This window comes from Paenibacillus sp. Soil750 (assembly GCF_001428045.1).
Lineage (GTDB): Bacteria > Bacillota > Bacilli > Paenibacillales > NBRC-103111 > Paenibacillus_E > Paenibacillus_E allorhizoplanae.
The window spans coordinates 1-23,140 of record NZ_LMSD01000029.1 but is presented as its reverse complement, the minus strand read 5'-3'; the positions used below and the strand labels follow the sequence as shown (position 1 = coordinate 23,140).

General features: G+C 45.4%; 22 protein-coding genes, 8 tRNA genes and 1 rRNA gene. 25 read left to right on the top strand and 6 right to left on the bottom strand.

Going from position 1 to position 23,140, the window contains the following annotated elements:
• The 9 genes from rrf to ASL11_RS24165 form a co-directional block, all read left to right on the top strand.
• Positions 1-95, top strand: a 5S ribosomal RNA gene (gene rrf, locus ASL11_RS24205); the annotation flags it as partial.
• An 88-nt stretch (positions 96-183) separates the two neighbouring features.
• Positions 184-258, top strand: a tRNA-Glu gene (locus tag ASL11_RS24200).
• A gap of 16 nt (positions 259-274) precedes the next feature.
• Positions 275-350: transfer RNA gene (locus ASL11_RS24195), tRNA-Val, on the top strand.
• A 16-nt stretch (positions 351-366) separates the two neighbouring features.
• Positions 367-443 (top strand) — tRNA-Asp (locus ASL11_RS24190).
• A gap of 36 nt (positions 444-479) precedes the next feature.
• A tRNA-Phe gene (locus ASL11_RS24185) sits at positions 480-555 on the top strand.
• 17 nt (positions 556-572) lie between these two features.
• A tRNA-Thr gene (locus ASL11_RS24180) sits at positions 573-648 on the top strand.
• 43 nt (positions 649-691) lie between these two features.
• Positions 692-764, top strand: a tRNA-His gene (locus ASL11_RS24175).
• Between the two features lie 63 nt (positions 765-827).
• Positions 828-907: transfer RNA gene (locus tag ASL11_RS24170), tRNA-Leu, on the top strand.
• 6 nt (positions 908-913) lie between these two features.
• Positions 914-992: transfer RNA gene (locus ASL11_RS24165), tRNA-Leu, on the top strand.
• A gap of 60 nt (positions 993-1,052) precedes the next feature.
• Here the strand turns inward: ASL11_RS24165 and ASL11_RS24160 are convergent.
• Positions 1,053-1,760, bottom strand: coding sequence for a FadR/GntR family transcriptional regulator (locus ASL11_RS24160; RefSeq protein ID WP_056620637.1), 708 nt, complete (start codon positions 1,758-1,760; stop codon positions 1,053-1,055).
• 159 nt (positions 1,761-1,919) lie between these two features.
• Between ASL11_RS24160 and ASL11_RS24155 the strand changes: the two genes are divergently transcribed.
• Both ASL11_RS24155 and ASL11_RS24150 read left to right on the top strand, forming a co-directional pair.
• Positions 1,920-3,335, top strand: coding sequence for an FAD-linked oxidase C-terminal domain-containing protein (locus tag ASL11_RS24155; RefSeq protein ID WP_056620635.1), 1,416 nt, complete (start codon positions 1,920-1,922; stop codon positions 3,333-3,335).
• Between the two features lie 31 nt (positions 3,336-3,366).
• Positions 3,367-4,665, top strand: coding sequence for a (Fe-S)-binding protein (locus ASL11_RS24150; protein ID WP_056620641.1), 1,299 nt, complete (start codon positions 3,367-3,369; stop codon positions 4,663-4,665).
• Here ASL11_RS24150 and ASL11_RS24145 read toward each other — a convergent pair.
• Positions 4,662-5,531, bottom strand: coding sequence for an AraC family transcriptional regulator (locus tag ASL11_RS24145; RefSeq protein ID WP_056620633.1), 870 nt, complete (start codon positions 5,529-5,531; stop codon positions 4,662-4,664). The genes ASL11_RS24150 and ASL11_RS24145 overlap by 4 nt on opposite strands.
• A 147-nt stretch (positions 5,532-5,678) precedes the next feature.
• On the opposite strand from ASL11_RS24145, the gene ASL11_RS24140 reads away from it, so the two are divergent.
• Positions 5,679-6,509 carry an amidohydrolase family protein gene (locus ASL11_RS24140; protein WP_200962479.1) on the top strand — a complete coding sequence of 277 codons (831 nt, stop codon included), beginning with the start codon at positions 5,679-5,681 and terminating at the stop codon, positions 6,507-6,509.
• 42 nt (positions 6,510-6,551) lie between these two features.
• Complete coding sequence (locus tag ASL11_RS24135) at positions 6,552-7,565, top strand: zinc-binding alcohol dehydrogenase family protein (RefSeq protein ID WP_056620627.1); 1,014 nt, start codon at positions 6,552-6,554, stop codon at positions 7,563-7,565.
• Between the two features lie 46 nt (positions 7,566-7,611).
• Here ASL11_RS24135 and ASL11_RS24130 read toward each other — a convergent pair whose 3' ends face one another.
• A complete protein-coding gene (locus ASL11_RS24130) occupies positions 7,612-8,496 on the bottom strand; it encodes a LysR family transcriptional regulator (protein WP_056620625.1) in 885 nt (294 codons plus the stop codon).
• Between the two features lie 114 nt (positions 8,497-8,610).
• On the opposite strand from ASL11_RS24130, the gene tkt reads away from it, so the two are divergent.
• Genes tkt through ASL11_RS24115 form a run of 3 tightly spaced genes read left to right on the top strand, consistent with a single transcriptional unit; the run spans position 8,611 to position 11,873 of the window.
• A complete protein-coding gene (gene tkt / locus ASL11_RS24125; protein ID WP_056620623.1) occupies positions 8,611-10,638 on the top strand; it encodes a transketolase in 2,028 nt (675 codons plus the stop codon).
• 34 nt (positions 10,639-10,672) lie between these two features.
• Positions 10,673-11,329 (top strand): fructose-6-phosphate aldolase, encoded by a 657-nt coding sequence (fsa, locus tag ASL11_RS24120; RefSeq protein WP_056620620.1) that lies wholly within the window; start codon positions 10,673-10,675, stop codon positions 11,327-11,329.
• Positions 11,330-11,381: 52 nt separating this feature from the next.
• Entirely contained in the window at positions 11,382-11,873 is a 492-nt protein-coding gene (locus tag ASL11_RS24115; protein ID WP_056620618.1) for a YhcH/YjgK/YiaL family protein, read from the top strand.
• Positions 11,874-11,931: 58 nt separating this feature from the next.
• Here the strand turns inward: ASL11_RS24115 and ASL11_RS24110 are convergent, their stop codons facing one another.
• Together ASL11_RS24110 and ASL11_RS24105 are read right to left on the bottom strand one after the other, a co-directional pair.
• Entirely contained in the window at positions 11,932-13,326 is a 1,395-nt protein-coding gene (locus ASL11_RS24110; protein WP_056620616.1) for an MATE family efflux transporter, read from the bottom strand.
• A gap of 95 nt (positions 13,327-13,421) precedes the next feature.
• Positions 13,422-13,706 (bottom strand): DUF3817 domain-containing protein, encoded by a 285-nt coding sequence (locus ASL11_RS24105; RefSeq protein ID WP_056620614.1) that lies wholly within the window; start codon positions 13,704-13,706, stop codon positions 13,422-13,424.
• Positions 13,707-13,896: 190 nt separating this feature from the next.
• Here ASL11_RS24105 and ASL11_RS24100 point away from each other — a divergent pair, with 190 nt between their 5' ends.
• The 8 genes from ASL11_RS24100 to ASL11_RS24065 all read left to right on the top strand — a co-directional run bounded on the left by ASL11_RS24100 (position 13,897) and on the right by ASL11_RS24065 (position 21,352).
• On the top strand, positions 13,897-14,277 hold the full coding sequence (locus tag ASL11_RS24100) for a hypothetical protein (protein ID WP_056620612.1): 381 nt from the start codon (positions 13,897-13,899) through the stop codon (positions 14,275-14,277).
• Positions 14,278-14,415: 138 nt separating this feature from the next.
• Positions 14,416-14,703: an Asp-tRNA(Asn)/Glu-tRNA(Gln) amidotransferase subunit GatC gene (gene gatC, locus ASL11_RS24095; protein WP_056620610.1), complete on the top strand. Its 288-nt coding sequence runs from the start codon at positions 14,416-14,418 to the stop codon at positions 14,701-14,703.
• A gap of 27 nt (positions 14,704-14,730) precedes the next feature.
• Positions 14,731-16,188, top strand: coding sequence for an Asp-tRNA(Asn)/Glu-tRNA(Gln) amidotransferase subunit GatA (gene gatA, locus ASL11_RS24090; protein WP_056620607.1), 1,458 nt, complete (start codon positions 14,731-14,733; stop codon positions 16,186-16,188).
• A 25-nt stretch (positions 16,189-16,213) separates the two neighbouring features.
• Complete coding sequence (gatB, locus tag ASL11_RS24085) at positions 16,214-17,662, top strand: Asp-tRNA(Asn)/Glu-tRNA(Gln) amidotransferase subunit GatB (RefSeq protein WP_056620605.1); 1,449 nt, start codon at positions 16,214-16,216, stop codon at positions 17,660-17,662.
• Positions 17,663-17,772: 110 nt separating this feature from the next.
• On the top strand, positions 17,773-18,213 hold the full coding sequence (locus ASL11_RS24080) for a GNAT family N-acetyltransferase (RefSeq protein ID WP_235550571.1): 441 nt from the start codon (positions 17,773-17,775) through the stop codon (positions 18,211-18,213).
• Between the two features lie 71 nt (positions 18,214-18,284).
• Positions 18,285-18,992, top strand: coding sequence for an MgtC/SapB family protein (locus ASL11_RS24075; protein WP_056620603.1), 708 nt, complete (start codon positions 18,285-18,287; stop codon positions 18,990-18,992).
• Between the two features lie 94 nt (positions 18,993-19,086).
• Entirely contained in the window at positions 19,087-19,521 is a 435-nt protein-coding gene (perR, locus tag ASL11_RS24070; RefSeq protein WP_056620600.1) for a peroxide-responsive transcriptional repressor PerR, read from the top strand.
• 130 nt (positions 19,522-19,651) lie between these two features.
• A complete protein-coding gene (locus ASL11_RS24065) occupies positions 19,652-21,352 on the top strand; it encodes a glycosyl hydrolase family 18 protein (protein WP_235550570.1) in 1,701 nt (566 codons plus the stop codon).
• 41 nt (positions 21,353-21,393) lie between these two features.
• Here the strand turns inward: ASL11_RS24065 and ASL11_RS24060 are convergent, their stop codons facing one another.
• Positions 21,394-21,798, bottom strand: coding sequence for a DUF2614 family zinc ribbon-containing protein (locus ASL11_RS24060; protein ID WP_082595778.1), 405 nt, complete (start codon positions 21,796-21,798; stop codon positions 21,394-21,396).
• A gap of 126 nt (positions 21,799-21,924) precedes the next feature.
• On the opposite strand from ASL11_RS24060, the gene ASL11_RS24055 reads away from it, so the two are divergent.
• Entirely contained in the window at positions 21,925-22,794 is an 870-nt protein-coding gene (locus ASL11_RS24055) for a nucleotidyltransferase-like protein (RefSeq protein WP_056620596.1), read from the top strand.
• The last annotated feature ends 346 nt before the right edge of the window (positions 22,795-23,140 follow it).

Below are 23,140 nucleotides of genomic sequence, written 5' to 3'. Positions count from 1 at the left end.
ACCCACGCGTTCCCATCTCGAACACGACCGTTAAGCCCTCCAGCGTCGATGGTACTTGAACCGCAGGGTTCTGGGAGAGTAGAACGTTGCCAAGCAGTCAACTGATATAGGGATCTTTTAGTGGAGCTAAAAGTCTCTCTACATTGGGTATTTTTTTTGCCGAAGCTTTCGGCGAAAAATTAAGGCCCGTTGGTCAAGTGGTTAAGACACCTCCCTTTCACGGAGGTAACAGGGGTTCGAGTCCCCTACGGGTCACCATTTTCACAAAATATATGAACGCTTAGCTCAGCTGGGAGAGCACTACCTTGACAGGGTAGGGGTCGGCGGTTCGATCCCGTCAGCGTTCACCATATAAGAATTTTGCATGGAGCTGTGGTGTAGTGGCCTAACATGCCTGCCTGTCACGCAGGAGACCGCGGGTTCGAATCCCGTCAGCTCCGCCATTTTTCACAAGGCGAGTAAGTTTGAAATCATACCTTGGCTTTGTAGCTCAGTCGGTAGAGCAGAGGACTGAAAATCCTCGTGTCGGCGGTTCGATTCCGTCCAAAGCCACCATTTTTCTAAATGAATAAGCCGTTGTAGCTCAACTGGTAGAGCAACTGACTTGTAATCAGTAGGTTGGGGGTTCAAGTCCTCTCGACGGCACCATTTTTCCTAAGAACGTTTAGGGAAAAGAAGTTTTTCGAATGTGGCGGTCGTGGCGAAGGGGTTAACGCACCGGTTTGTGGATCCGGCATTCGCGGGTTCAAGTCCCGTCGTCCGCCCATTAATTTCTCAGTGAAGTCAGCTTCGGCTAGCAACTTCATCATTTGCCTGATTGACAACATGCGCGTATGGCGGAATTGGCAGACGCACTAGACTTAGGATCTAGCGGGTGACCGTGGGGGTTCAAGTCCCTCTACGCGCATTATATGCCGGCATGGCGGAATGGCAGACGCGCTCGACTCAAAATCGAGTCCGAAAGGGTGGAGGTTCGAGTCCTCTTGCCGGTATCAAAAGCAACACACACGAAAAGCCTTACACTGTAAGGCTTTTTTTGTTGTTCATATATGTTATTCCTTGCTTTTCTGTGCTAATTGTTGAATCACCTGATCAACTTTTGCAATATGCTGAGACATTCGCTCTGCAGCAAGCTGCTCGTCTTGAGCGGCAATTGCCTCAACAATATCGCGATGCTCTTGCAGAAGCTGTTCGGCCGAAGCACGCTCTGCAAAAAACCACAGACGCCGCGAAGCCTTCATGCTCTGTTGTAATCGCTCCGTCAAGGATTCCATCATCCCTATGAATAGGGTATTCTGAGATGCCTTAGCGATCTCCAAATGAAAGCGAATGTCTGCATGTTCGCTTTCTTCCTCATTACCAAGTGAAGATTCCATATCACAAAGGATTTCTTTAAGAACGGATAAATGCTGCTCAGTGCGGCGGCTAGCCGCTAAGGTTGCACAGCCAGCCTCAATGAATCTGCGCACCTCCTGCACTTCCTGAAGTGTCTCGCTGTGGTCAAAGAGACTACTCGATTCCGTCGGTAATGACGTAACGACATAAGTGCCTCCCCCATGTCGAATATCGACCCAGCCCATAGCTTTAAGCCCACTGAGTGCTTCTCTGATCGTAGACCGGCCGACTTGGAAGCTTGCAGCAAGATCAACGACTGTAGGAAGCTTAGAACCAGGAGCATATGTTCCTTCCTCAATTTGAGCTTTAATATGTTGAAGCACGATTTCCGAACCCTTTTGTGGTCGGATTTGCTGAAAAACCATGAGTATCCCCCTGAAAATCGTAGATAAAGTTCTATACATCTATTACATCATAAGCTAAAATAGAAGGAAAGTCATCTGATCACATGATCACTTGCAAAAGCATTAAGAATTATTAAGGAATGTAGCATACTAAGTAAGCGCTCAAAGGGAGGATTCTTCATGCTCGATAATCAAGTTAGACAACAATTACAGGCCATTGTAGGCGAAGCCTTTTATAAAGATGATATGGAATCACTAGTTACCCATTCCTATGATGGGACACCGATGCTCCAGTCCTTACCTGACGGTGTGATCTATCCGAAAGATACTGCACAGGTTTCAGGTATTATGAAGGTATTGAATGAGCATCGCATTCCACTGATCAGCAGGGGTTCGGGTACGAATTTGTGTGGAGGTACTGTACCTGTACAAGGTGGGATCGTCATGGTTATGCATCGTATGAATGCGATCCTAGATATCGATCTGCAGAATCTGACAGCCACCGTGCAACCGGGGATCATTACGAAGCAATTCATTGAGCATATTGAGGGATTAGGCTTATTTTATCCACCAGATCCAAGTTCGATGGCGATTTCCACGATTGGTGGCAATATTGCAGAGTGTTCAGGGGGTCTTCGCGGTTTAAAATATGGCACCACCAAAGACTATGTGATCGGCCTGGAGTGTGTCCTTGCATCAGGTGAAATTATGCGTACTGGTGGCAAGCTGATGAAGGATGTAGCCGGGTATGATTTAACGAAGCTGCTGGTCGGCTCTGAGGGTACACTTGCAGTTATTACAGAAGCTACCCTTAAACTGATTCCTCCTCCAAAGGCGAAGAAAACAATGTTGGCGATGTACAAGGATTTATACGGCGCGGCGCGCACCGTTTCCAAAATCATCGAGAATCGCATCATTCCAGCAACCCTGGAATTCATGGATAATCCAACAATTCGTGTTGTAGATGATTTTGCAAACCTTGGACTTCCGTTGGATATGGCTGCTATTTTGCTTATTGAACAAGATGGCGAGCCAGAGATGGTTGAGCGTGACATTGCCCTCATCTCTAAGATTTGCAGGGAGGAGCAGGCAGATGAAGTCAGCATCGCGAGCACACAAGAGGAAGCGCTGAAGCTATTAACAGCAAGACGTAGCGCCTTTACTGCTCTTGCTCGATTACGTCCGACGACAATACTTGAGGATGCCACTGTACCTCGCTCCAAGATCGCGGAGATGGTTCTAGAAATCAATCGAATAGCTACCAAGCATGATGTTCAAATTTGCACATTCGGTCATGCAGGAGATGGCAATCTACACCCTACCGCAACAACCGACGCAAGAGATCATGATGAAGTTCATCGTGTGGAAGCTGCGTTTGAAGAGATTTTTGAGGCAGCAATTCAATTAGGCGGAACTATTACAGGTGAACATGGTGTTGGGTTAGTGAAAGCACCATTCTTGGAATGGAAAGTGGGAAGCAGCGGGATCGCCATGATGAAGGGGATTAAGGATGCTTTCGATCCGAACCATATTTTAAATCCAGGTAAAATGTTTGCCAAAGAATCCAGACGCAGGGTGGTGATTGATCGTGTCTAAGGGCCAAGGAGCAACACTTCAGGAAACGTTAATGCAGAAACTGGACTACGACCAATTAACTAATTGCATGCGTTGTGGGTTCTGCCTGCCAGCTTGTCCGACATTTAAAGAAACAGGGATTGAGGCGGAATCCCCGCGTGGCCGTATCTCTCTAATGAAAGCAGCAGTGGATGGTCTCATGGAGCCAGGGATACGATTCGAAGATCAGATGAACCACTGCTTGGGTTGCCGCGCGTGTGAGCCGGCCTGCCCAGCAGATGTGAAATATGGCCAATTAATCGAACAGGCACGCGATGCCATTGAAGTGCATACGACCCAGCATAGATGGTGGGTAAAAGGTGTACGGAAGCTCGTATTCAAAGAGCTATTTCCATCCCAACAGAGAATGCAGCTGCTCGGGACAGGGCTTCATTTTTACAAAATGTCAGGTATCCAAAAGCTAGTTAGAAAAACCGGTGTAGTCGGTCTATTCTCGAAGCATATGGCTACGATGGAGAAAATACTTCCAGATGCTTCTGGTAAAGGAATTGTCGAGCGGCTTGGCACTTTTATTCCGGCAAAAGGCAAGAAGTTGGGTACTGTGGGGATGTTCCGTGGATGTTTGATGGACGTTCTGTTCACTGAAACGAATATGAGTACGGTAAAGCTTTTGACCGAAGCTGGTTTCGATGTCGTCATTCCTGAATCTCAGAACTGCTGCGGGGCTCTTCACGCCCATAGCGGAGAAACTGATCAAGCGAAACAATTGGCCAAAAGTAATATCCGCGCTTTCCAGGAGGCAGGAGTCGATTACATCGTTTCGAATGCTGGAGGCTGTGGAGCGATTCTTGTGGAGTACGATCACCTTCTACATGAAGAGGAAGAGTGGAAGGAATCCTCAACTTGGTTCGCCAAACGTGTGAAGGATATCAGCTCCATTCTGGTGGAGAAAGGGCGACCTCTTCGTTTTGCCGAAACGCTATCACAACAAGGTCCAACACGTGTCACGTACCAAGAGTCCTGTCATCTTCGCAACGTAATGAAGGGCAGTCAACCAACGAAGCAATTACTGCAAAGGGTTAGTAACACCGCGTATATCGAAATGAAGGATTCTAGTTCATGTTGTGGTTCCGCAGGTATTTATAATATGACTCAGCCCGACATGGCCAATCAAATCTTAGAGCATAAGATGGAAAATGTGAATGCAACAATAGCATCCTACGTGGTCACGAGCAATCCAGGATGCTTACTGCAAATGAAGTTAGGTATTGATAAACATGGGCAAACCGGGCATATGGAAGCCGTTCATATTGCGGACTTCCTCTACGATCGGTTAGTGAAGCAAGATTAGAATGAACGGAAGGACTTTCGAGCCGCAGCGGGCGTAATGCCAAACACTCTTTTGAACATCGCATGAAAATGAGGTAAACTCTCAAAACCGCACATGTCCGCGATTGTACCGATACTAGCATCACTTTCTTGAAGCAGCTGTTTGGCACGGATGATGCGCTTAGTTATGAGATAGGTACTGATATTCATGCCAATGAACTGTTTAAATACCCTGCTGAAATGAGCGGGCGTGACGGAAACTTGTTTTGAGAGTGCTTGGAGTCCGATATCTTCACAGAAATGCTGATCAATATAGAGTATGATTTCTCGCATCCAAATAGGGCCGACAGGCGTGTCCAATTTGGGTGACTTGATGTCAGTGGTCATTTCACGCTGGATAGTAAGCAGCAATTGAAGCAAATGAATAAGGATAGATTGGCGTTTACCAATGGTTGGATGTTTAAATTCGTTTTCAATAACATCCAAAAGTAATTCTAGGTGCTGACTCTGTGGTAAGCGTATCTCGAACTTATAGTTACGAAGTGTCGCGGCTTGTTCAAAGCATTGTAAATAGGAGAAGTCATCTCCTAAAGAGGGCAACTGTACGATACTTGGAGAGAAGTAAATCGCAGTGGACGTCACAGGGGACTCTTTATCTGGTGTCGCTCGATGAATCGTATTTCCTGGAATAAGAAAGAGATCACCTTGTTTCATTTCATAGAAGGTATGATCGATAAAAAAAGTACCACGCCCCCGATGCACATAAACAATTTCATACCAGTCATGGAAATGGTCAGGAAGCTCGCTAAGCGAGCTTTTTGTATTTTTATGGGCAAAAGACAAGGGGAAGGCGTCATGATTATCGAAAATTTTACGAATAGGATCCACAATAACCACTCCATTCTTCTACAAGATAGTTTGATAATATCAAAAAACCGTATAGTTATGCTAGATATCGATATTTCATATCGGAAAATTAATGATAAAATAAAAGAAAGCGATATCAAATTAGTGTGAAGGATAAGGAGAATCGTCATGCGCATCGATGCACATCAGCATTATTGGAAGATCGACCGAGGAGATTATGGATGGATTACACCAGCACTTCCTGTGTTAAATCGTGATTATTTACCAAATGATTTGGTGCCACATCTGGGGCAATTCAACTTTGATAAGAGCATAGTGGTTCAAGCTGCGCCAACTTTAGAAGAAACCGATTATTTACTAGCTTTAAGTGAAAGCACGGATTCGATCGCCGGCGTTGTTGGATGGCTTGATTTGGACGATCCTGATTATCTTATTCACTATAAAAAAAGCAGTCAGCATCCGAACTATCTAGGCTTTAGGGTTATGATTCAGGAACTGTCTGATGCACGTGTTATTCTTCAACCCCATTTTGTGGACGCCTTGCGATATTTCGCTAAGGAAGATGTACCCGTTGATTTGCTCGTCCTTGCTCATCAATTAGAACCTGTCATCGAGCTCTTGGAACTGGTTCCGGGTTTGCGAGCGGTCATTGATCATATTGCGAAGCCGTCGATTGCTGAAGGTGTGATTGAACCCTGGAAAAGCCAAATGGCGGCTATTGCGAAGCACCCCAGTCTATATTGTAAGGTTTCAGGTATGGTGACCGAAGCCAACCATTCGGATTGGAAGCAGGAAGATTTTACGGCGTATGTCCAGCATATTTTGGAGATTTTTGGAACGGAGCGTGTGATGTTCGGAAGTGATTGGCCAGTCTGTCTACTCGCGGCTGAGTATGAGGACGTTGTCGATGTTGTGAATCAATCCTTGCCAGAAAGCTGGTCGGAAAAGGATAAAGCTCGCTTATTCGGTCTAAATGCAATGGAGTTCTATAAATTATGAAATATCGCAATAAGAATGTTCGAGTGTAGGAGGAGGGTAAACATGAAAGCGATCGTCTGTGAACAAATCGAGCATTTGAAGTATGTTGAGGTAGAGGAACCAACTGTAGGTGTGGGAGAAGCACTCGTTCGCATTCAGCGAATCGGTATATGTGGGACGGATTTGCATGCGTTTAAAGGGAATCAGCCTTTCTTTAGTTATCCACGTATTCTAGGGCATGAGCTTGCAGGGTATGTAGAGGAGCTTGGTGAGGGAGTAACGGATGTGGCAGTTGGGGATCTTGTAAGCGTCGTTCCCTACATGCATTGTGGGCAATGTATTGCTTGCCGCAATGGCAAAACAAATTGCTGCACAGACATGAAAGTGCTTGGCGTACATAAGGATGGAGGCATGGTAGAGCGTTTAGCTCTCCCTGTGAGTCATTTGATCAAAGCGGATGGACTAACACTTGATCAAGCTGCCATGTTGGAACCACTTAGTATTGGTGCACATGCGGTGCGAAGATCAGAGCTGCGTCCAGGGGAAACGGCGTTAGTGATAGGAGCTGGCCCGATTGGGCTTGGGGTGATGATTTTAGCGAAGCAGCTTGGCGCTAATGTCATAGCCATGGATATTAACGAGGAGCGTTTAGCGTTTTGCCGGGACTGGGCAGGCGTCGATCATACCGTAAATGCGCTCCAGCTTCCGAAGGAAAAACTTGCAGAGCTTACGAATGGCGAATTTCCTACCGTCGTCTTCGATGCAACAGGGAATGCCAGGTCGATGACGGATGCTTTCGGTCTAGTCGCTCATGGCGGCAAGCTTGTCTACGTCGGACTCGTGAAGGCCGATATTGCCTTTCATGATCCAGATTTCCATAAGAGGGAGCTAACATTACTGGGGAGCCGTAATGCGACCATGGAGGATTTTGATGCGGTGCGAAGTGCATTAAAGACGGGAAGCATCGACATTGAGCGCTATATTACGCACCGTGCCTCCTTCGAGGAAATGGTAGATCAATTCGAAACATGGCTGAAGCCGGAGTCCAAGGTAATTAAGGCAATGGTCTGTTTGTAAAAAGGGGACACACTCGGTGGAAGCTGAGTGTGTTTTTTCGGCTATATTACCCCGGATTCTCCAACTCAGCCACAAAGGCAGCAGCTGCAGTCGATAGCGGCATGTTCTTCAAAGTAATAATCCCAATCTTCGTTGACGGAATAGTTGCCTCCAGCTTGACCTCAAATAAACTGCCTTCCGCCAATTCCTTTGCAACAAACTCCTTCGTAACAAAGGAAACCCCAAAGCCAATTTTCGCAAATTCAATCAACAAATCTACACTACCTAGTTCGATCTCCGGCTCCAAAAGTAAGCCGTTATCACTGAACAAACGGGTGACGAATTTTCTGGAGGAGCTATTACTAGAAAATAAGATAATTGGATAGTCGAGAAGTTCTGCCAACGTAACCTTACCCTCAGACAGTTCGCGGTACTTGGGTCCCGTTACGAAGCAATCCTGAATGGTGATACCCTCACGAACCTGAAGCTGATCATCATGAATAGGTGTTCTCACAATACCGATGTCGATTTTGCCTTCTTTTAAATTTTTTACAATCTCTGGTGTCGTCCCGTGAACCAGATTAATCTGGATATGCGGATATTGGACGTGAAACGATTCCAGAAAGGGCAGCAAATAGTGCTTGCATAAGGAATCACTGCCGCCGATTTTGATTTCTCCGCTAGAGAAATTTCGCAGCTCACTGAGCTTTTCCTCCGCTAGGGAAATGAAATTATAAGCTTGTTCAATATAGGAGTATAGGATGGCACCCTCTTTTGTTAGATCAACGCCTTTAGACGTACGAGCAAACAAAGGAAGCCCTAGGCTTTCCTCCAATAATTTGATGGAATGAGAGACACTGGGCTGAGTGATATACAGCTCTTTGGCAGCTTTGGACAGACTTCCGGATTTGGCTGTTAAATAAAATACTTTATATAACTCGAAATTAACCATATAGACACCTTCTATAGCGAGTATCGAAACTATCAATTATTTGAATGTACTAACTACTCTTATAATAAAGAGATAAGGCAACAAAAACAACCATATAAATGGAGGCGTATCTCTTTGAATGGAACAACGGTTGGAATTGAAGAACTAAGCATTAATGCGATTAGAACGCTTACAATTGATGCTGTCGAGAAAGCAGCAATGGGCCACCCAGGCATGCCGATGGGCGCAGCTCCGATGGCATATGCGCTCTGGACACGTCATTTGAAACACAATCCAGTTAGCCCAAAATGGGTAGATCGTGATCGTTTCGTCTTGTCTGCAGGGCACGGCTCCATGCTGCTTTACAGCCTGTTGCACCTTAGCGGCTATGATGTCTCGCTGGACGATATCAAGGAATTCCGTCAATGGGGAAGCCGCACTCCTGGTCATCCAGAATACGGTCACACAGCTGGTGTAGAAGCTACGACAGGTCCGCTTGGTCAAGGTGTTGCTATGGCTGTGGGGATGGCGATGGCTGAAGCGCATCAAGCATCCGTATATAATAAACCGAATTTTCCAGTCGTTGACCATTTCACTTATGCGATTTGTGGTGATGGCGACTTAATGGAAGGTATTTCCTCTGAAGCGGCTTCTCTAGCTGGGCATCTTAAATTAGGTAAACTTGTTGTCCTCTACGATTCCAATGATATTTCGCTCGATGGCGACTTGAACATGTCGTTCTCTGAGAATGTCAAGATGCGTTTTGAGTCCTACGGATGGCAGTACCTACGTGTGGAAGAGCAGAACAACGTTGACGCCATCTCTGCGGCGATCGCAGAGGGCAAGGCGGATCTCAATCGCCCAACGTTGATTGAGATCAAAACAACCATCGGCTTCGGCTCGCCGAACAAAGCCGGCAAAGGCGGCCACGGCGGCACGCATGGCTCGCCGCTGGGCAAAGACGAGCTGCTTCTGACGAAGCAAGCTCTGGGCTGGCCCCTCGAGCCGGACTTCTACGTCCCGGCTGAGGTCTACACCCACTTCGCCCACCACAAGCAGGTGGGGGCTCAAACAGAAGCAGCCTGGGAGCAGCTGTGGAACAGCTACCAGGCGGCTTACCCTGAGCTCGCTAAGCAGTTCGAGCTCGCGAACAGCGGCGATCTTCCGGCGGATTGGAACGCCGATGTGCCGCGCTACACCCCCGAAAGCGGCGCCATCTCGACGCGTACCGCATCTGGCAAAGTGATTAACGGCTTGGCGAAGCGGGTACCTCATCTAGTAGGCGGCTCTGCCGACCTAGCGAGCTCCAACTTCACTATGATCGGCGATGCTGCGGCCTTCAGCGCAGCCGATTACAGCGGCCGCAACTTCTGGTTCGGCGTCCGGGAATTCGCTATGGGCGCAGCACTGAACGGGATGCTGCTGCACGGCGGACTGCGCGCTTTCGGCGGCACATTCCTCGTGTTCAGTGACTACCTGCGCGGTGCGATCCGTCTGTCTGCGCTGATGAAGATCCCAGTTGCGTACGTCTTCACGCATGATAGCATCGCTGTCGGTGAAGATGGCCCGACGCATCAGCCGATTGAACAGATCCCATCCCTGCGGATGATCCCAGATCTGACGTTGTTCCGCCCAGCTGACGCGAATGAAACAGCTGCGGCGTGGGAGTACGTCCTTCAAGCGAAGGAAGGTCCGTTCGTATTCGCACTTTCCCGTCAAAATCTACCGGTGCTTCCAGGTACGGATAAGCTTGCTTTTGATCATATTCATCAAGGGGCTTACGTTCTATCTGATGTTGCTTCTGGCGAGACTACGGACATTCAACTCATTGCGACTGGCTCAGAAGTGAGCTTAGCACTTGACGTGAAGAAGCAGTTGGCGCAAGATGGAATTGGAGCTCGTGTTATTTCCATGCCAAGCCGTGAATTATTTGAGCAGCAGCCAGAAGAGGTACGGAATGCAATTATTTTACCTCACGTGCGTAAGAATGTTGTGATGGAAATGGCTTATCCGGCTGGATGGGAAGAAATTACGGGACAAGAAGGCTTCGTTGTCGGCATCCGCAAATTCGGAGCATCAGCGAAAGCAGATCGCGTAATTCGTGAATATGGCTTTACCGCAGAAGCAATCGTTGGGCAAATCAGACAGAAGTATTTCCAATAAGCACCCATAGCGGGAGAAAAGGTAGGGATACAGGATGAAATTGTTTATCGACACAGCCAATGTAGAAGAAATTCGTAAAGCACACGCGTTAGGTGTAGTTGCAGGTGTAACTACAAACCCTTCATTGATTGCAAAAGAAGGAAGAGACTTTTTTGAAACAGTGAAAGAAATCATCTCTATCGTTGGTGATGTTCCGATCAGTGCTGAGGTTGTTTCCTTAAAAGCAGAAGAAATGGTTGAGCAAGGTAAGAAGCTTGCGGCATTAAGCCCAAATGTTGTTATTAAGCTGCCAATGACATTGGATGGTCTGCAAGCAACAAGCGTGTTCAGATCACTTGGCATTCCAACGAATGTAACGTTGATTTTCAGCTCAACCCAAGCTTTGCTAGCTGCACGTGCGGGTGCAACGTATGTTTCTCCGTTTATCGGGCGTTTGGATGATATCAACCAAGTTGGTATGAACTTAATCAAAGAAATCAGCCAGATTTTCCAAGTACACGGCATCAAATCCGAAATTATTTCTGCGAGTGTACGTCACTCTGCACATGTCATTGAAGCAGCGCTTGCAGGATCACATATTGCGACAGTCCCTTATAAAGTGATAGAATCAATGAGTAAACACCCGCTGACAGATGCGGGCATTGAGAAGTTTCTTGCTGATTGGGAAGGCGCTAAACAAGAAAAGTTCTAAATAAGAGATGACTCGCCCGAAGGGGCGGGTCTTTTTAAAGGAGAAAATAGCGATGATTATCAGCGATGTGAATCATTTCGAGCAAGAACGGCATTTATGGCCAGCGGCTGTAGCACGAGGTATCGACTACATTTTGAATCGGAATTTGGGAGAGCTAGAGGTAGGACGGTATGATCTGGAGGGTGATAATGGCCACTTGATGTATGCCAATGTGCAAGAGTCCGTGACGCGTCCTAGGGAAGAACAAATGCCTGAGTCGCACGTCGTGTATACGGATATTCAGTTTTTGGTGAGCGGGGAGGAGCGTTTATGCTTCTACAAGCTGACTGATGAGGCAATTATTGTGGATAACAAGTTTGAGACACATGATGTCGCTTTCTACGAATCCCAACACGCATTGCCTGAAACGGATATTTTGCTCAAACCTGGTATGTTTGCCGTATGCTTCCCATCCGATATTCATCGGCCTAATTGCCTCATTACGGAATCAACAACGAATAAGAAGATTGTGATCAAAATCCATAAGGATCTGCTGCATCTTTAGTAAAAAGTCTGCTCCAGCCAATTACTTGGCTAGGCAGACTTTTTGTTTAAGCTTTTGTTTAGGTTTTACTAGCCATCATTCTAGCTTGTTTCCATTTCCCGAAACGGTAATAAAGCAGGTTCAAAGTGGCAGCAACACTAAAGCTGACAGGGAAACTCCACCAAATCACATCGAAGCCATATTTGTGCGATAGCACGGTGGCAAGTGGGATACGAACGAGTAACAGTGCAACGAATGCAACGATAAGAGGGAATACCACAGATCCCGCAGATCGAACGACACCAGCAACGACATTGAAGACGCCGAAAATAATGAAAGACCAAAGCGTAATATTGTTAATATGAACGCCAATATCAATCGCCTTTCCTTCAGGTGGCAGGAAGAACGAGACGACTTCCCGATTGAACAGGTGCAAAACGGCTACAATCAATCCAGTCATCAAGATATTAACGCCTACGCCTGTCCAGGTAATCCGGTTGACACGATCCCATTTCCCAGCACCGATATTTTGCGCAGCCATCGAGGTTACAGCTCCACCAATAGCCATAGCGGGCATTTGGACGTAACTTGATATTTGCATTGCCACACCGAAAGCTGCGGTGGATTCGGAGCCATAGGCATTCACGAGATGAACCAGCATCAGATTACTTAGAGAAACCACGACCATATTTAAGCCCATGGGCAGCCCTTTTTGTATCAGTGTTCGAATAATCGTCCAATTGATTCGTAGCAAAGGAATGTCCTCTTTGGTAATTCGAAGAAAATACTTCTTCTTATACAAGTAAGCAATGAGGAGTACGAAGCTCACTAGTTGCGCGATAAAAGTCGCTACGGCGGAGCCGGCGATCCCCATTTTCGGGAATGGCCCCATCCCTTGAATCAGCAAAGGATTGAGTGCGACATCGAGGATTGCTGATAAAAGTAAGAAGTAAAACGGGGTTTTCGCATCCCCCGAGCCACGCAAAATGGCCATGATTAAATTATAGCCGAACATGAACGGAACACCTGCGAACATAATTCGCGTATACGTCACAGCAAACTCTTTGACATCAGGCGGAGTATTCATCCAGTCTAGGATCGTGGAGGAGAAGATCCATCCCAGTAAGGCGACGATTATGGATAAAACGAGGAAGAAGATTGTGCTTGTTCCGACTACTTTCTTGGCCTCTTGAACTTTCTTAGCTCCAAGATTTTGACCGATAAGAATGACGGCAGCCATGGCAATCCCGAAGATGGAACTAATTAAGAAGAACATGATAATGTTCGCATTCGATGTTGCTGCAAGGGCGACTTCACCTAGATATTTCCCGATCCAAATCGTATTGATCGACCCATTCAAGGATTGTAGAACGTTCCCTAATAGTATGGGGAGTGAAAATAAGATCAATGTTTTCGTAATCGGGCCTTCAGTTAAAGTAGGACGAGCTTTTTGGGATGATGATGACTCCGTCATGATTTCCTCCGTAAATTTCACATGTTCGATAGAATAGTTTTCACATAACTATATCAGTTTCATGCTCCTTTCTGAAATTTTACGGAGAGATGTCCCTAATGTCGGATCCAACGATCGAATAAGAATGGACCGAATGGAATAAATGCCGCAATAAAAGCTGCAAGTACGCGTCCAAACGACCAACGATGTAGAAGTGTGACCCAGGCAATCGATAGCAGATAGAGCGTAAAAAGAAATCCATGAGCAACCCCTACGACAAAAACAGCTTGTGGCAGATCGAACGCGTATTTAAGTGGCATGGCGATACCAAGTAAAATGAGAAAAGAGGAACCCTCCGCCCATCCGACATATCGTAAGGCTTGTAAAGAACGTTGTAACACAGTAAGCAACTCCTTTTATGAATGAAAGTAAATTCAAAGTAAATTCATCCTAAGATAGAAATATGAATGCAGTATGAACAAGTGATGTCAATTGGACACAATCTAGTTTTTTTAGTACGATAGGCAATAGAACGTATTCCATGTATTCATAGACTCATTTGAGGGTTATATATAGGTAGGGGGAAAGCAGATGCTTCGTCTTGGCGAGAAAATTATCTTCATTGCTGATCGTTTAGAACAGAATCTGCCTATTGGCGGATATGGTTATTTAATTGCGTATGACCGAAATAATGATAACATTTTCGACTATGTCGTACGTGTCCCTAAAGAGAACAAACATTACTATGTGACTGCAACTGATATTGAGCTGGAAGAAGTGCTTCTGCAGCAAGAGGCAGAGCAAGTTGAGAGAGAAGCTTTAATAGATTATGCTCTCGCAACGAACAATGAAGCCTTGTTCCGTAAAATAATGAATGGCGAGTCCGCCCAAGAGCCAGAGAAGGAAAGGGACAAGGAAGTACAGTCCCGTGAAGAATTCATCAAACAAATCGGGCTGAAAGCTTGGATTTAACAATAGAGAGCGTCGGTGGACATGCACCGTCGCTTTTTTCATACAGCACGCTTAATCCTTATTCTGGATTGAGTTCGCAAAATATCTGGGATATAATGAAAAGAATGACTAAATGCTGATACAAGGGGTGCAGAATACGTGAGCATAACGAAGAAAGATGTCGATCATGTCGCTAAGCTGGCTAGACTCGATCTCAATGATACCGAAAAAGATCTATTTACAGATCAGCTTAATGCTATTTTAAAATATGCCGAGCAGCTCAATCAATTAAACACCGAAGGTGTTGTACCAACTAGCCATGCCATGCCATTAGTAAATGTCATGCGCGAGGATGTTGCAAAGCCGTCTTTGCCAATTGAAAAAGTCATGCTGAATGCCCCAGATCATGAGGATGGGCAGTTCAAGGTTCCAGCTGTTTTAGAATAAGTTAGAGATGAAAGGGAGTGCCTGTCGTTGTCTTTGTTTGAATTAAACCTACAACAAATCCATGCGAAACTGCAAAGCAAAGAACTCAAAGTTTCGGATCTCGTGGATCAATCCTATACAAGAATTGGGCAAGTGGAGAGCAAGGTTCGCGCTTTCCTTACATTAGATGAAGAGAATGCACGTCAGACGGCTGCTAAGTTGGACGAGCAGCTATTAAGCAATACTGCACGCAGTGATGTATTCGGTTTGCCAATCGGAATCAAGGATAATATGGTAACCGAAGGTTTGAAAACAACCTGCGCAAGCAAATTCTTATCCAATCATATTCCGATTTATGATGCGACAGTCGTGAGCAAGCTCAAGGAAGCACAAGCGGTTACCATCGGCAAGCTCAACATGGACGAGTTTGCGATGGGCGGCTCTAACGAGAACTCCGCGTTCCACCCAACCCACAATCCGTGGAACACGGATTATGTGCCAGGCGGTTCCAGCGGTGGCTCGGCAGCGGCAGTCGCTTCAGGCGAAGTATACTTCGCGCTGGGCTCCGACACTGGTGGCTCGATTCGCCAACCGGCGGCGTACTGCGGTATCGTCGGTCTGAAGCCGACGTACGGACTCGTGTCCCGCTATGGTTTGGTCGCTTTCGCGTCCTCCCTAGACCAAATCGGGCCGCTTACGAAGAACGTAGAAGATGCTGCGTACGCGATGCAAGCTATCGCAGGTTACGACCCCAAAGATTCCACTTCTGCGAATGTGGAGATTCCGAACTACCTCAGCGCATTGACGGGTGATGTCAAAGGACTGCGCATCGGGGTACCCAAAGAATACATGGGTAAAGGGATCGACCCCGCTGTAAAAGAGAAAATTCTTGAAGCGCTCAAAGTACTTGAAGGTCTTGGCGCTGTATGGGAAGAAGTAACGCTTCCGCATTCCGAGTATGCGGTAGCAACGTATTACTTGCTGGCTTCCTCCGAGGCTTCTTCCAACTTGGCACGTTTTGACGGCATCCGTTATGGTGTTCGTTCAGATAATGCACGCAATCTGTTGGATCTCTATAATCTTTCCCGCAGTGAAGGCTTTGGTCCTGAGGTTAAACGTCGGATCATGCTTGGCACCTACGCACTGAGCTCAGGCTACTATGATGCGTATTACCTGAAAGCCCAACAAGTACGCACACTGATCAAGCAAGACTTTGATCAAGTGTTTAACAACTATGACATCATCATCGGGCCAACGGCACCAACGACAGCTTTCAAAATCGGCGAGCAGAGCAGTGATCCACTCACGATGTATTTGAATGATATCATGACGATTCCGGTCAGTTTGGCAGGTATTCCTGCAATTAGCGTACCATGCGGATTCGTGAATGAACTTCCGGTTGGCTTGCAAATTATTGGCAAAGCATTGGATGAAGCTACCGTTTTGCGTGTAGCCCACGCTTTCGAACAGCACACAGACCACCACAAGCAGCGCCCGCAATTGTAAGTTATTAACGAAGGAGGCATTCACTTTGTCGGCAACAGATACCCAATTTGAAACCGTAGTCGGTCTTGAAGTTCACGTAGAGCTTCATACCGCTTCCAAAATATTTTGTAGTTGTGCAACCTCATTCGGAGCACCTCCGAATACGAATACATGTCCTGTATGCTTAGGCCATCCAGGCGTCCTGCCAGTTCTTAACCGCCAAGCGGTCGAGTATGCGATGAAAGCGGCAATGGCGCTCAATTGCACAATCGCAACCGACAGTAAATTTGATCGCAAAAATTACTTTTACCCTGACTCACCTGATGCTTATCAAACGTCGCAATATGATAAACCGATCGGCGAGCATGGCTGGGTCGATATCGAAGTTGGAGGAGTTACCAAACGTATCGGAGTCACACGTGTCCACTTGGAAGAGGATGCAGGTAAGCTGACGCATATTGATGGCGGCTATGCTTCTCTCGTTGACTTAAATCGTGCAGGAACCCCTTTGATCGAGATCGTATCCGAACCTGATCTGCGCTCACCCGAGGAGGCTCGTGCTTACCTTGAGAAAATTAGAGCGATCATGATCTACTGTGATGTGTCCGATGTGAAAATGGAAGAAGGCTCGCTTCGTTGTGACGCGAATATTTCCATCCGGCCGTTCGGGCAAGAGAAATTCGGCACACGTGCCGAACTTAAGAACATGAACTCCTTCCGTGGGGTGCAGCGTGGTCTTGAGTATGAAGAGTACCGCCAAGCCGAGATTCTGAGAAGCGGGGAAGAAGTCATTCAAGAAACTCGCCGTTGGGATGAAACGCAAGGTAAAACTCTCGCAATGCGCGGCAAAGAAGATGCGCACGATTATCGCTATTTCCCAGATCCGGATCTGGTTAGTCTCTACATCGATGATGCTTGGAAAGCACGTGTACAAGCGTCGATTCCAGAATTGCCAGATGCTCGTAAAGCTAGATACAGCAATGAATATGGCTTGCCTAGCTATGATGCAGCTGTTATCACTGCTTCTATGCAAATGGCTGACTTCTTTGAGGAAAGCTTGAAGTATACACAAGATGCCAAAGCTGTCTCGAACTGGATCATGGGTGATTTGCTTGGTTATCTGAATGCCAATTCCCTTGAATTTACCGATGCCAAAGTTACAGGCAAAGGGCTAGGCGAAATGATTGGTTTAATCGAGAAAGGCACGATTTCCAATAAGATTGCCAAAACGGTGTTTAAAGAAATGATCGAAACAGGTAAAGAGCCGCAGAAGATCGTGGAAGAGCAAGGTCTTGTTCAAATCAGTGACGAAGGTGCTATCAAAGCAATTGTCGAGCAAGTAGTTGAGAATAGCCCGCAATCCGTTGCAGATTTCAAAGCTGGTAAGGAAAAAGCCGTAGGCTTCCTTGTTGGACAAGTAATGAAAGAAACCAAAGGTAAAGCGAATCCAGGACTCGTTAATAAATTAATTGTGGAGTGCCTGAACAGCAAATGATAAGTTAAAAGTGGTGATCCTCTTAGCAGGGCACCACTTTTTTAATTTCCAATGTAGGAGTGATTACACTGTCCATCCAGCAACTAGTTCTACAAACGAATGAAGAAATCTTGACTCTACTTGCGCTTCAAATCGCTTCCTACCGTGTAGAGGCTGAACTGATCGGTTTCGATGATATCCCTCCTTTGAAGGATGGTATTCAATCAATACGCGAAGCGAAGGAAACTTTCTATGGTTTCTTTGTCGATGATCATGAGGGACGGTCACTCGCGGGCGCTATTTCATTTGAGCGTGAGGGTTGTATTGTGACGATTTGCCGTATGATGGTTCATCCCAATTTTTTTCGTAGGGGGATTGCTGGCTCCCTTTTACAGCATATAATGAAAGAACAAGAGCTAGCAGGAGCTGCTCGATTTATCGTATCTACAGGAACTGCGAATTTACCGGCAATGCGTCTATATGAGGGACATGGTTTTATCCTAAAACGCGTCTTTACTGTTCCTCCTGGCGTTAGTCTAACAACATTCGAGCGTCCTGCCACAGGTCACTAGTGTCAAATTTAGTATCCAATCACCTGCTACTTGATAATGTTTTTGATTTGATATAAAAAGGGAGCGTTTACATGGGGAATCCTTGGGTTATTGATCAGCTACATATCACAATTAGACTAGTATTAGCGCTTTTCCTTGGTGGCTTGATTGGATTTGAACGAGAGGTTAGCTCTCATGCAGCAGGGCTCCGCACACACATTTTGGTATGTGTTGGCTCAGCGCTCGTGATGCTGCTTTCAATGTACGGGTTTAGCGCGTTTGTGAATGAAGTTAATGTGCGAATTGATCCATCCCGTTTGGCGGCTCAGGTCATCAGTGGGATTGGTTTTCTAGGTGCGGGGACGATTATGTTCAATGGAAGATCAATTACGGGACTTACGACGGCAGCATCGCTATGGGTCGTTGCGGGAATTGGTCTTGCGATTGGAGCGGGTTTTTATTATCCAGCTGTCTTAGTTTGCTTCATGGTATTAATATCCTTATTTATTCTAAATAAAGTAGAGCATAAGTATTTCAATGGGAAAAAAGTACGTGTTTTAAAAATCCAAGCGATTGATCAGCCAGGTACCCTTGGGTTAATTACTACAATCCTAGGTAAACGTAAGATAGATATTAAGCAAATTAAACTAGAAGAATCAGAAGACCGTAGTAAGGATAATCATGTTCAAATTACGTTTCATGTAACTATACCAAAGCCGTCCGTTATTGGCTTAGTGCTCGAAGAAACCAATCAAATTCAAGGGGTCACTGGTGTGGCTATCGAAAATAGTAAAAACTGAAGATTTGTTTCTTTGAACCATCATTGACAAAAGTCAAAGAACACACGTACAATATAATGTAAGGTTTTAATGACTAATTCAGGTGGTGAGTACCATGGCAGCACATTTAGAACAGGCTTTAGCAAAGTTGAAAACAACAGGTGTTCGGATGACGCCCCAGCGGTATGCGATTCTTTCCTTTTTGCTGGATTCCATGACTCATCCGACAGCGGATGATATTTACAAATCGTTAGAATCGAAATTTCCTAACATGAGCGTTGCGACTGTTTACAATAATCTTAAAGTATTTATCGAATCGGGACTTGTTCGGGAATTAACTTATGGGGACAGCTCGAGTCGTTTTGATGCGGATATGACAGATCATTATCATGCGGTTTGTGAGGTATGCGGGAAGATTTCTGATTTTGAATACCCTCCACTGTCAGACATCGAGACAACAGCAGCGTTGCATACAGGTTTCCAAGTTGGCGGTTATCGATTGGAGATTTATGGTGTGTGTCCGGATTGTACGGTTACTACCAAGCATTAACTATACGCAAAATTCCTCATAATGTGGTTTCCTGTTGTATAATGAAACGTGTTCAGCCCTTCCTTTGTGAAGAGCGGACACGTTTTTTCTTTTTTTATCCTTACCCAATTGCACATAAGGAAGTGAAGTGTTGAAATCATCCAAAAAAGTAATACTGATTAGCGCATTGTGTTTAGGGATGTTCGCGGCAGGCGCGGGAACATTTCTGATCCAACAGCTAGCACCCAATCGAACGCATGTTGAGCCGGATTTCCACGAGCTGACAAAGCCGATTTTTTATGAAGGTAATTATTATAAATCAAGTGCGATTGGAGAAAAGGAAGGTCTGAAGCTTCCGCTTGATTTCGTTCAGAAGTGGATCGATCCGACCATTATATATGAAAAAAGCAGTGATTCCGTCATCATAACCACGAAAGATAAAGTGATGCGAATGAAGACGACGGAGCTTTCAGCACTCATGAATGAGAAACCAATTTCACTATCCTTTCCCGTTGAGAAGAAGGAAGATACCATCTACTTGCCTGTTGAACCTCTGAAGCAGCTGTATGCATTTGAAATAAGAGAATCAGCAAAGTCAGGTGCAATCTTGCTCTTCAAACAAGGCGATGTTATCAAGTGGGGGAAACATACAGGGAAGAAAGAGACACAATTACGAACGGAAGCTACAATCAAGGCACCGATTGTTGCGACGATTGCTGTGAACGAACAGGTCATGATTACGGGGCTTGAAGAAGATTGGTACAAAGTGCAGCTAGAGAGCGGACCGATTGGCTTCGTTCGCAAGAGTGAAATCACGGAGGATCATGACGAAACGATACCGCTGCAAGAGCAGTCAGTATCCACCTATGTGCCTTGGAAGCCTATAACCGGTAAGTTAAATATGACCTGGGAACATGTCATTACGAAGAACCCAGATACCTCCAAGATCGGCGAGATGCCTGGTTTACAAGTAATAAGTCCGACTTGGTTCTCTGTCGCAGATAACGAGGGGCGCATTAGTAACTTAGCAGATGCCTCTTATGTGAAATGGGCGCACGACCGTAATTACCAAGTTTGGGCGTTATTTAGTAATGGCTTCGATGCGGATCGCACGACTAAGGTACTAGCAAACTATGATCTACGTATGAAAATGATTAAACAACTTCTCGGCTTTGCCCAGACTTACAAGCTACAGGGTATTAATATCGATTTTGAAAATGTTTATCTCAAGGATAAAGAGAACCTGGTACAATTCGTGCGAGAAATGACTCCTTTTATGCATGAGCAAGGTTTATCGGTTTCCATCGATGTAACACCCAAATCAACCAATGAAATGTGGTCTGTGTTCTACGATCGCCCAGCTCTAGCAGAGGTCGTCGATTATATGATGTTGATGGCCTATGACGAGTACTGGGCCACGAGTCCGAAGTCTGGGTCGGTATCTTCCTTGCCATGGGTAGAGAGGTCCGTTACAGCGCTTCTAACGACGGATAAAATCCCGCCATCTAAGCTTGTCCTCGGCGTGCCATTCTATACACGACAATGGACTGAAGAAACGAAGAACGGTAAATTAACCGCAACATCCAAAACATTAACCATGGAAGCCGCACAAACCATCATTAAGGATAAAAAGCTAACTCCTACATTTTTAGCCGATACAGGTCAAAATTATGTGGAATACAAAGACGGAAGCAAGTTAATTCGTATTTGGCTAGAAGATGAAGTTTCAATTAAAGCTAGGTTGGCTTTGGTTGATAAATATAATCTAGCCGGTGTGGCCACTTGGAGAAGAGGTTTTGAGAAGCCTGAAATTTGGGATGTGTTGAAGGATAATTTGCCTATCTTAAAATAAGAAAAAGCCGAACCCTATTAATGGGCTCGGCTTTCTTAGTATTAGTGAGGCTTGTGCTCATGTTCGCGACTTGGCTCAAAGTGAGCCGTTTGTGTTGCCGCCGTTTCATTTTCACCAATTGGCTCATACTGTGGATCAATCGTTAGAATCGTTTTACAAAACATGCAACGATCTGTTTTACCTAGCATTTTTGTTCTTCTACCGCATTCCGGACAATCGATGACAGTTGCTGATGTTGAAAGCATCCCCGCCCAGAAGTAAATACCCATACTCACCAATACACTGATCATACCAATAATCATGAAGATGACGGCAATTACTCGGCCTACTTGTCCCCAATCGAAAACGACACCAGCAAGTCCTATAATCATAAGCAGCATCCCACCCATGGTCATGACCAGTCCCCATAAGCGGAATTCATTTACTTTACTTGATCTAAATCGCACTGTGTATTCCTCCCCAATCCTTCTAGCACATGTTTTGTATGAATTGTCACAGAAATCAGCAGGAAACCCATTCACCCTTGTAGAAATAAGTATGAAACAATTTGGAGACAGGAGCTTTGGACACCCATGGGAATTAATAAGGAGCAGTTATTGCTTAAGTTCCGGAATGACCCTAGAATCATTAGCGTCATGGCGGTAGACAATCCTAAGCAACTTCCCTCACTGACAGATGGTTTTGATACGCTACTTTTAATAGTAACGAACGACCTGAGACTGAACAATCATACGACTAATTATATAAGAGACGATTCAAGGATACAAGAAAGATGGACTGATCCTACTTCAATAGAGCAATGGATTCGGCATGGTGTTAATCGCAATATTCTTCACTGGTTGTTAAAAGGGGAGATACTTCTGGATCAGAACACTTATTTAGAAGGCCTGCGCCATCGAATACTTGAGTTTCCCGGAGACTTGCGCGAGCATAAGCTGCTTATTGAATTTTCACATTTTCTGCGTAAGTATTTGCAAAGCAAGGAATACATTCTAGACGATCATATTCTAGATGCTTATAACAACATTCTCGAAGCGCTACACCATTGGGCAAGGATTGTCATAGTGGAAGATGGCTATCACCCTGAAATCACGGTTTGGAGACAGATTCGAGCGATTAATCCCGGGGTCTATAAACTTTATGAAGAGCTAACAATGAGTAAGGAGACTTTGAAGCAGCGGGTCCAACTAGTCCTACTTGCTTGTGAATTTTCGGTTATGTCCAAAATGGAGCACTGCTGTGAGGCGTTTATTCAAATCCTCAGGGACAGCGAGCATCCGCTAAGCTCGGATGAACTCCAACAACATTCGCAGTTAGTTGAAATCAAGTCTGAGCTTCCTCTTTTGCTCAATAAACTAGTCAAAAAAGGTTTAATCAAAGAAGTTGCTGTCATTATTGATGAGCAAACCTCAGAAATTGAGTTAAGGTATACGAGTGTATAACGCGTTAAATCCTTTAAGAATCAGGCATTTTCCTGGTTCTTTTTTTATTCTCATTTTAATGCTTGACTTTGATTGCGTTTCTATGATAAATTAACTCTCGCCGCTAAAAACGGTAACGCATTTGAAACCGACAAGTTCTATCATGTAAAGCGAAGTTGAAAAAAACAGAAATAAAAAAAGCTTGCATTGATTGGTTCGAATGTGATATATTATAAAAGTCGCCGCTAAACGGATGACGAAGAAAATGAAAGAAATTGATCTTTGAAAACTGAACAACGAGTGAGTAAGCACAGTCGAGTAATCGACTATAAAAGAGATTGCAAAATCTCGCTAGCTTCAAATGAGC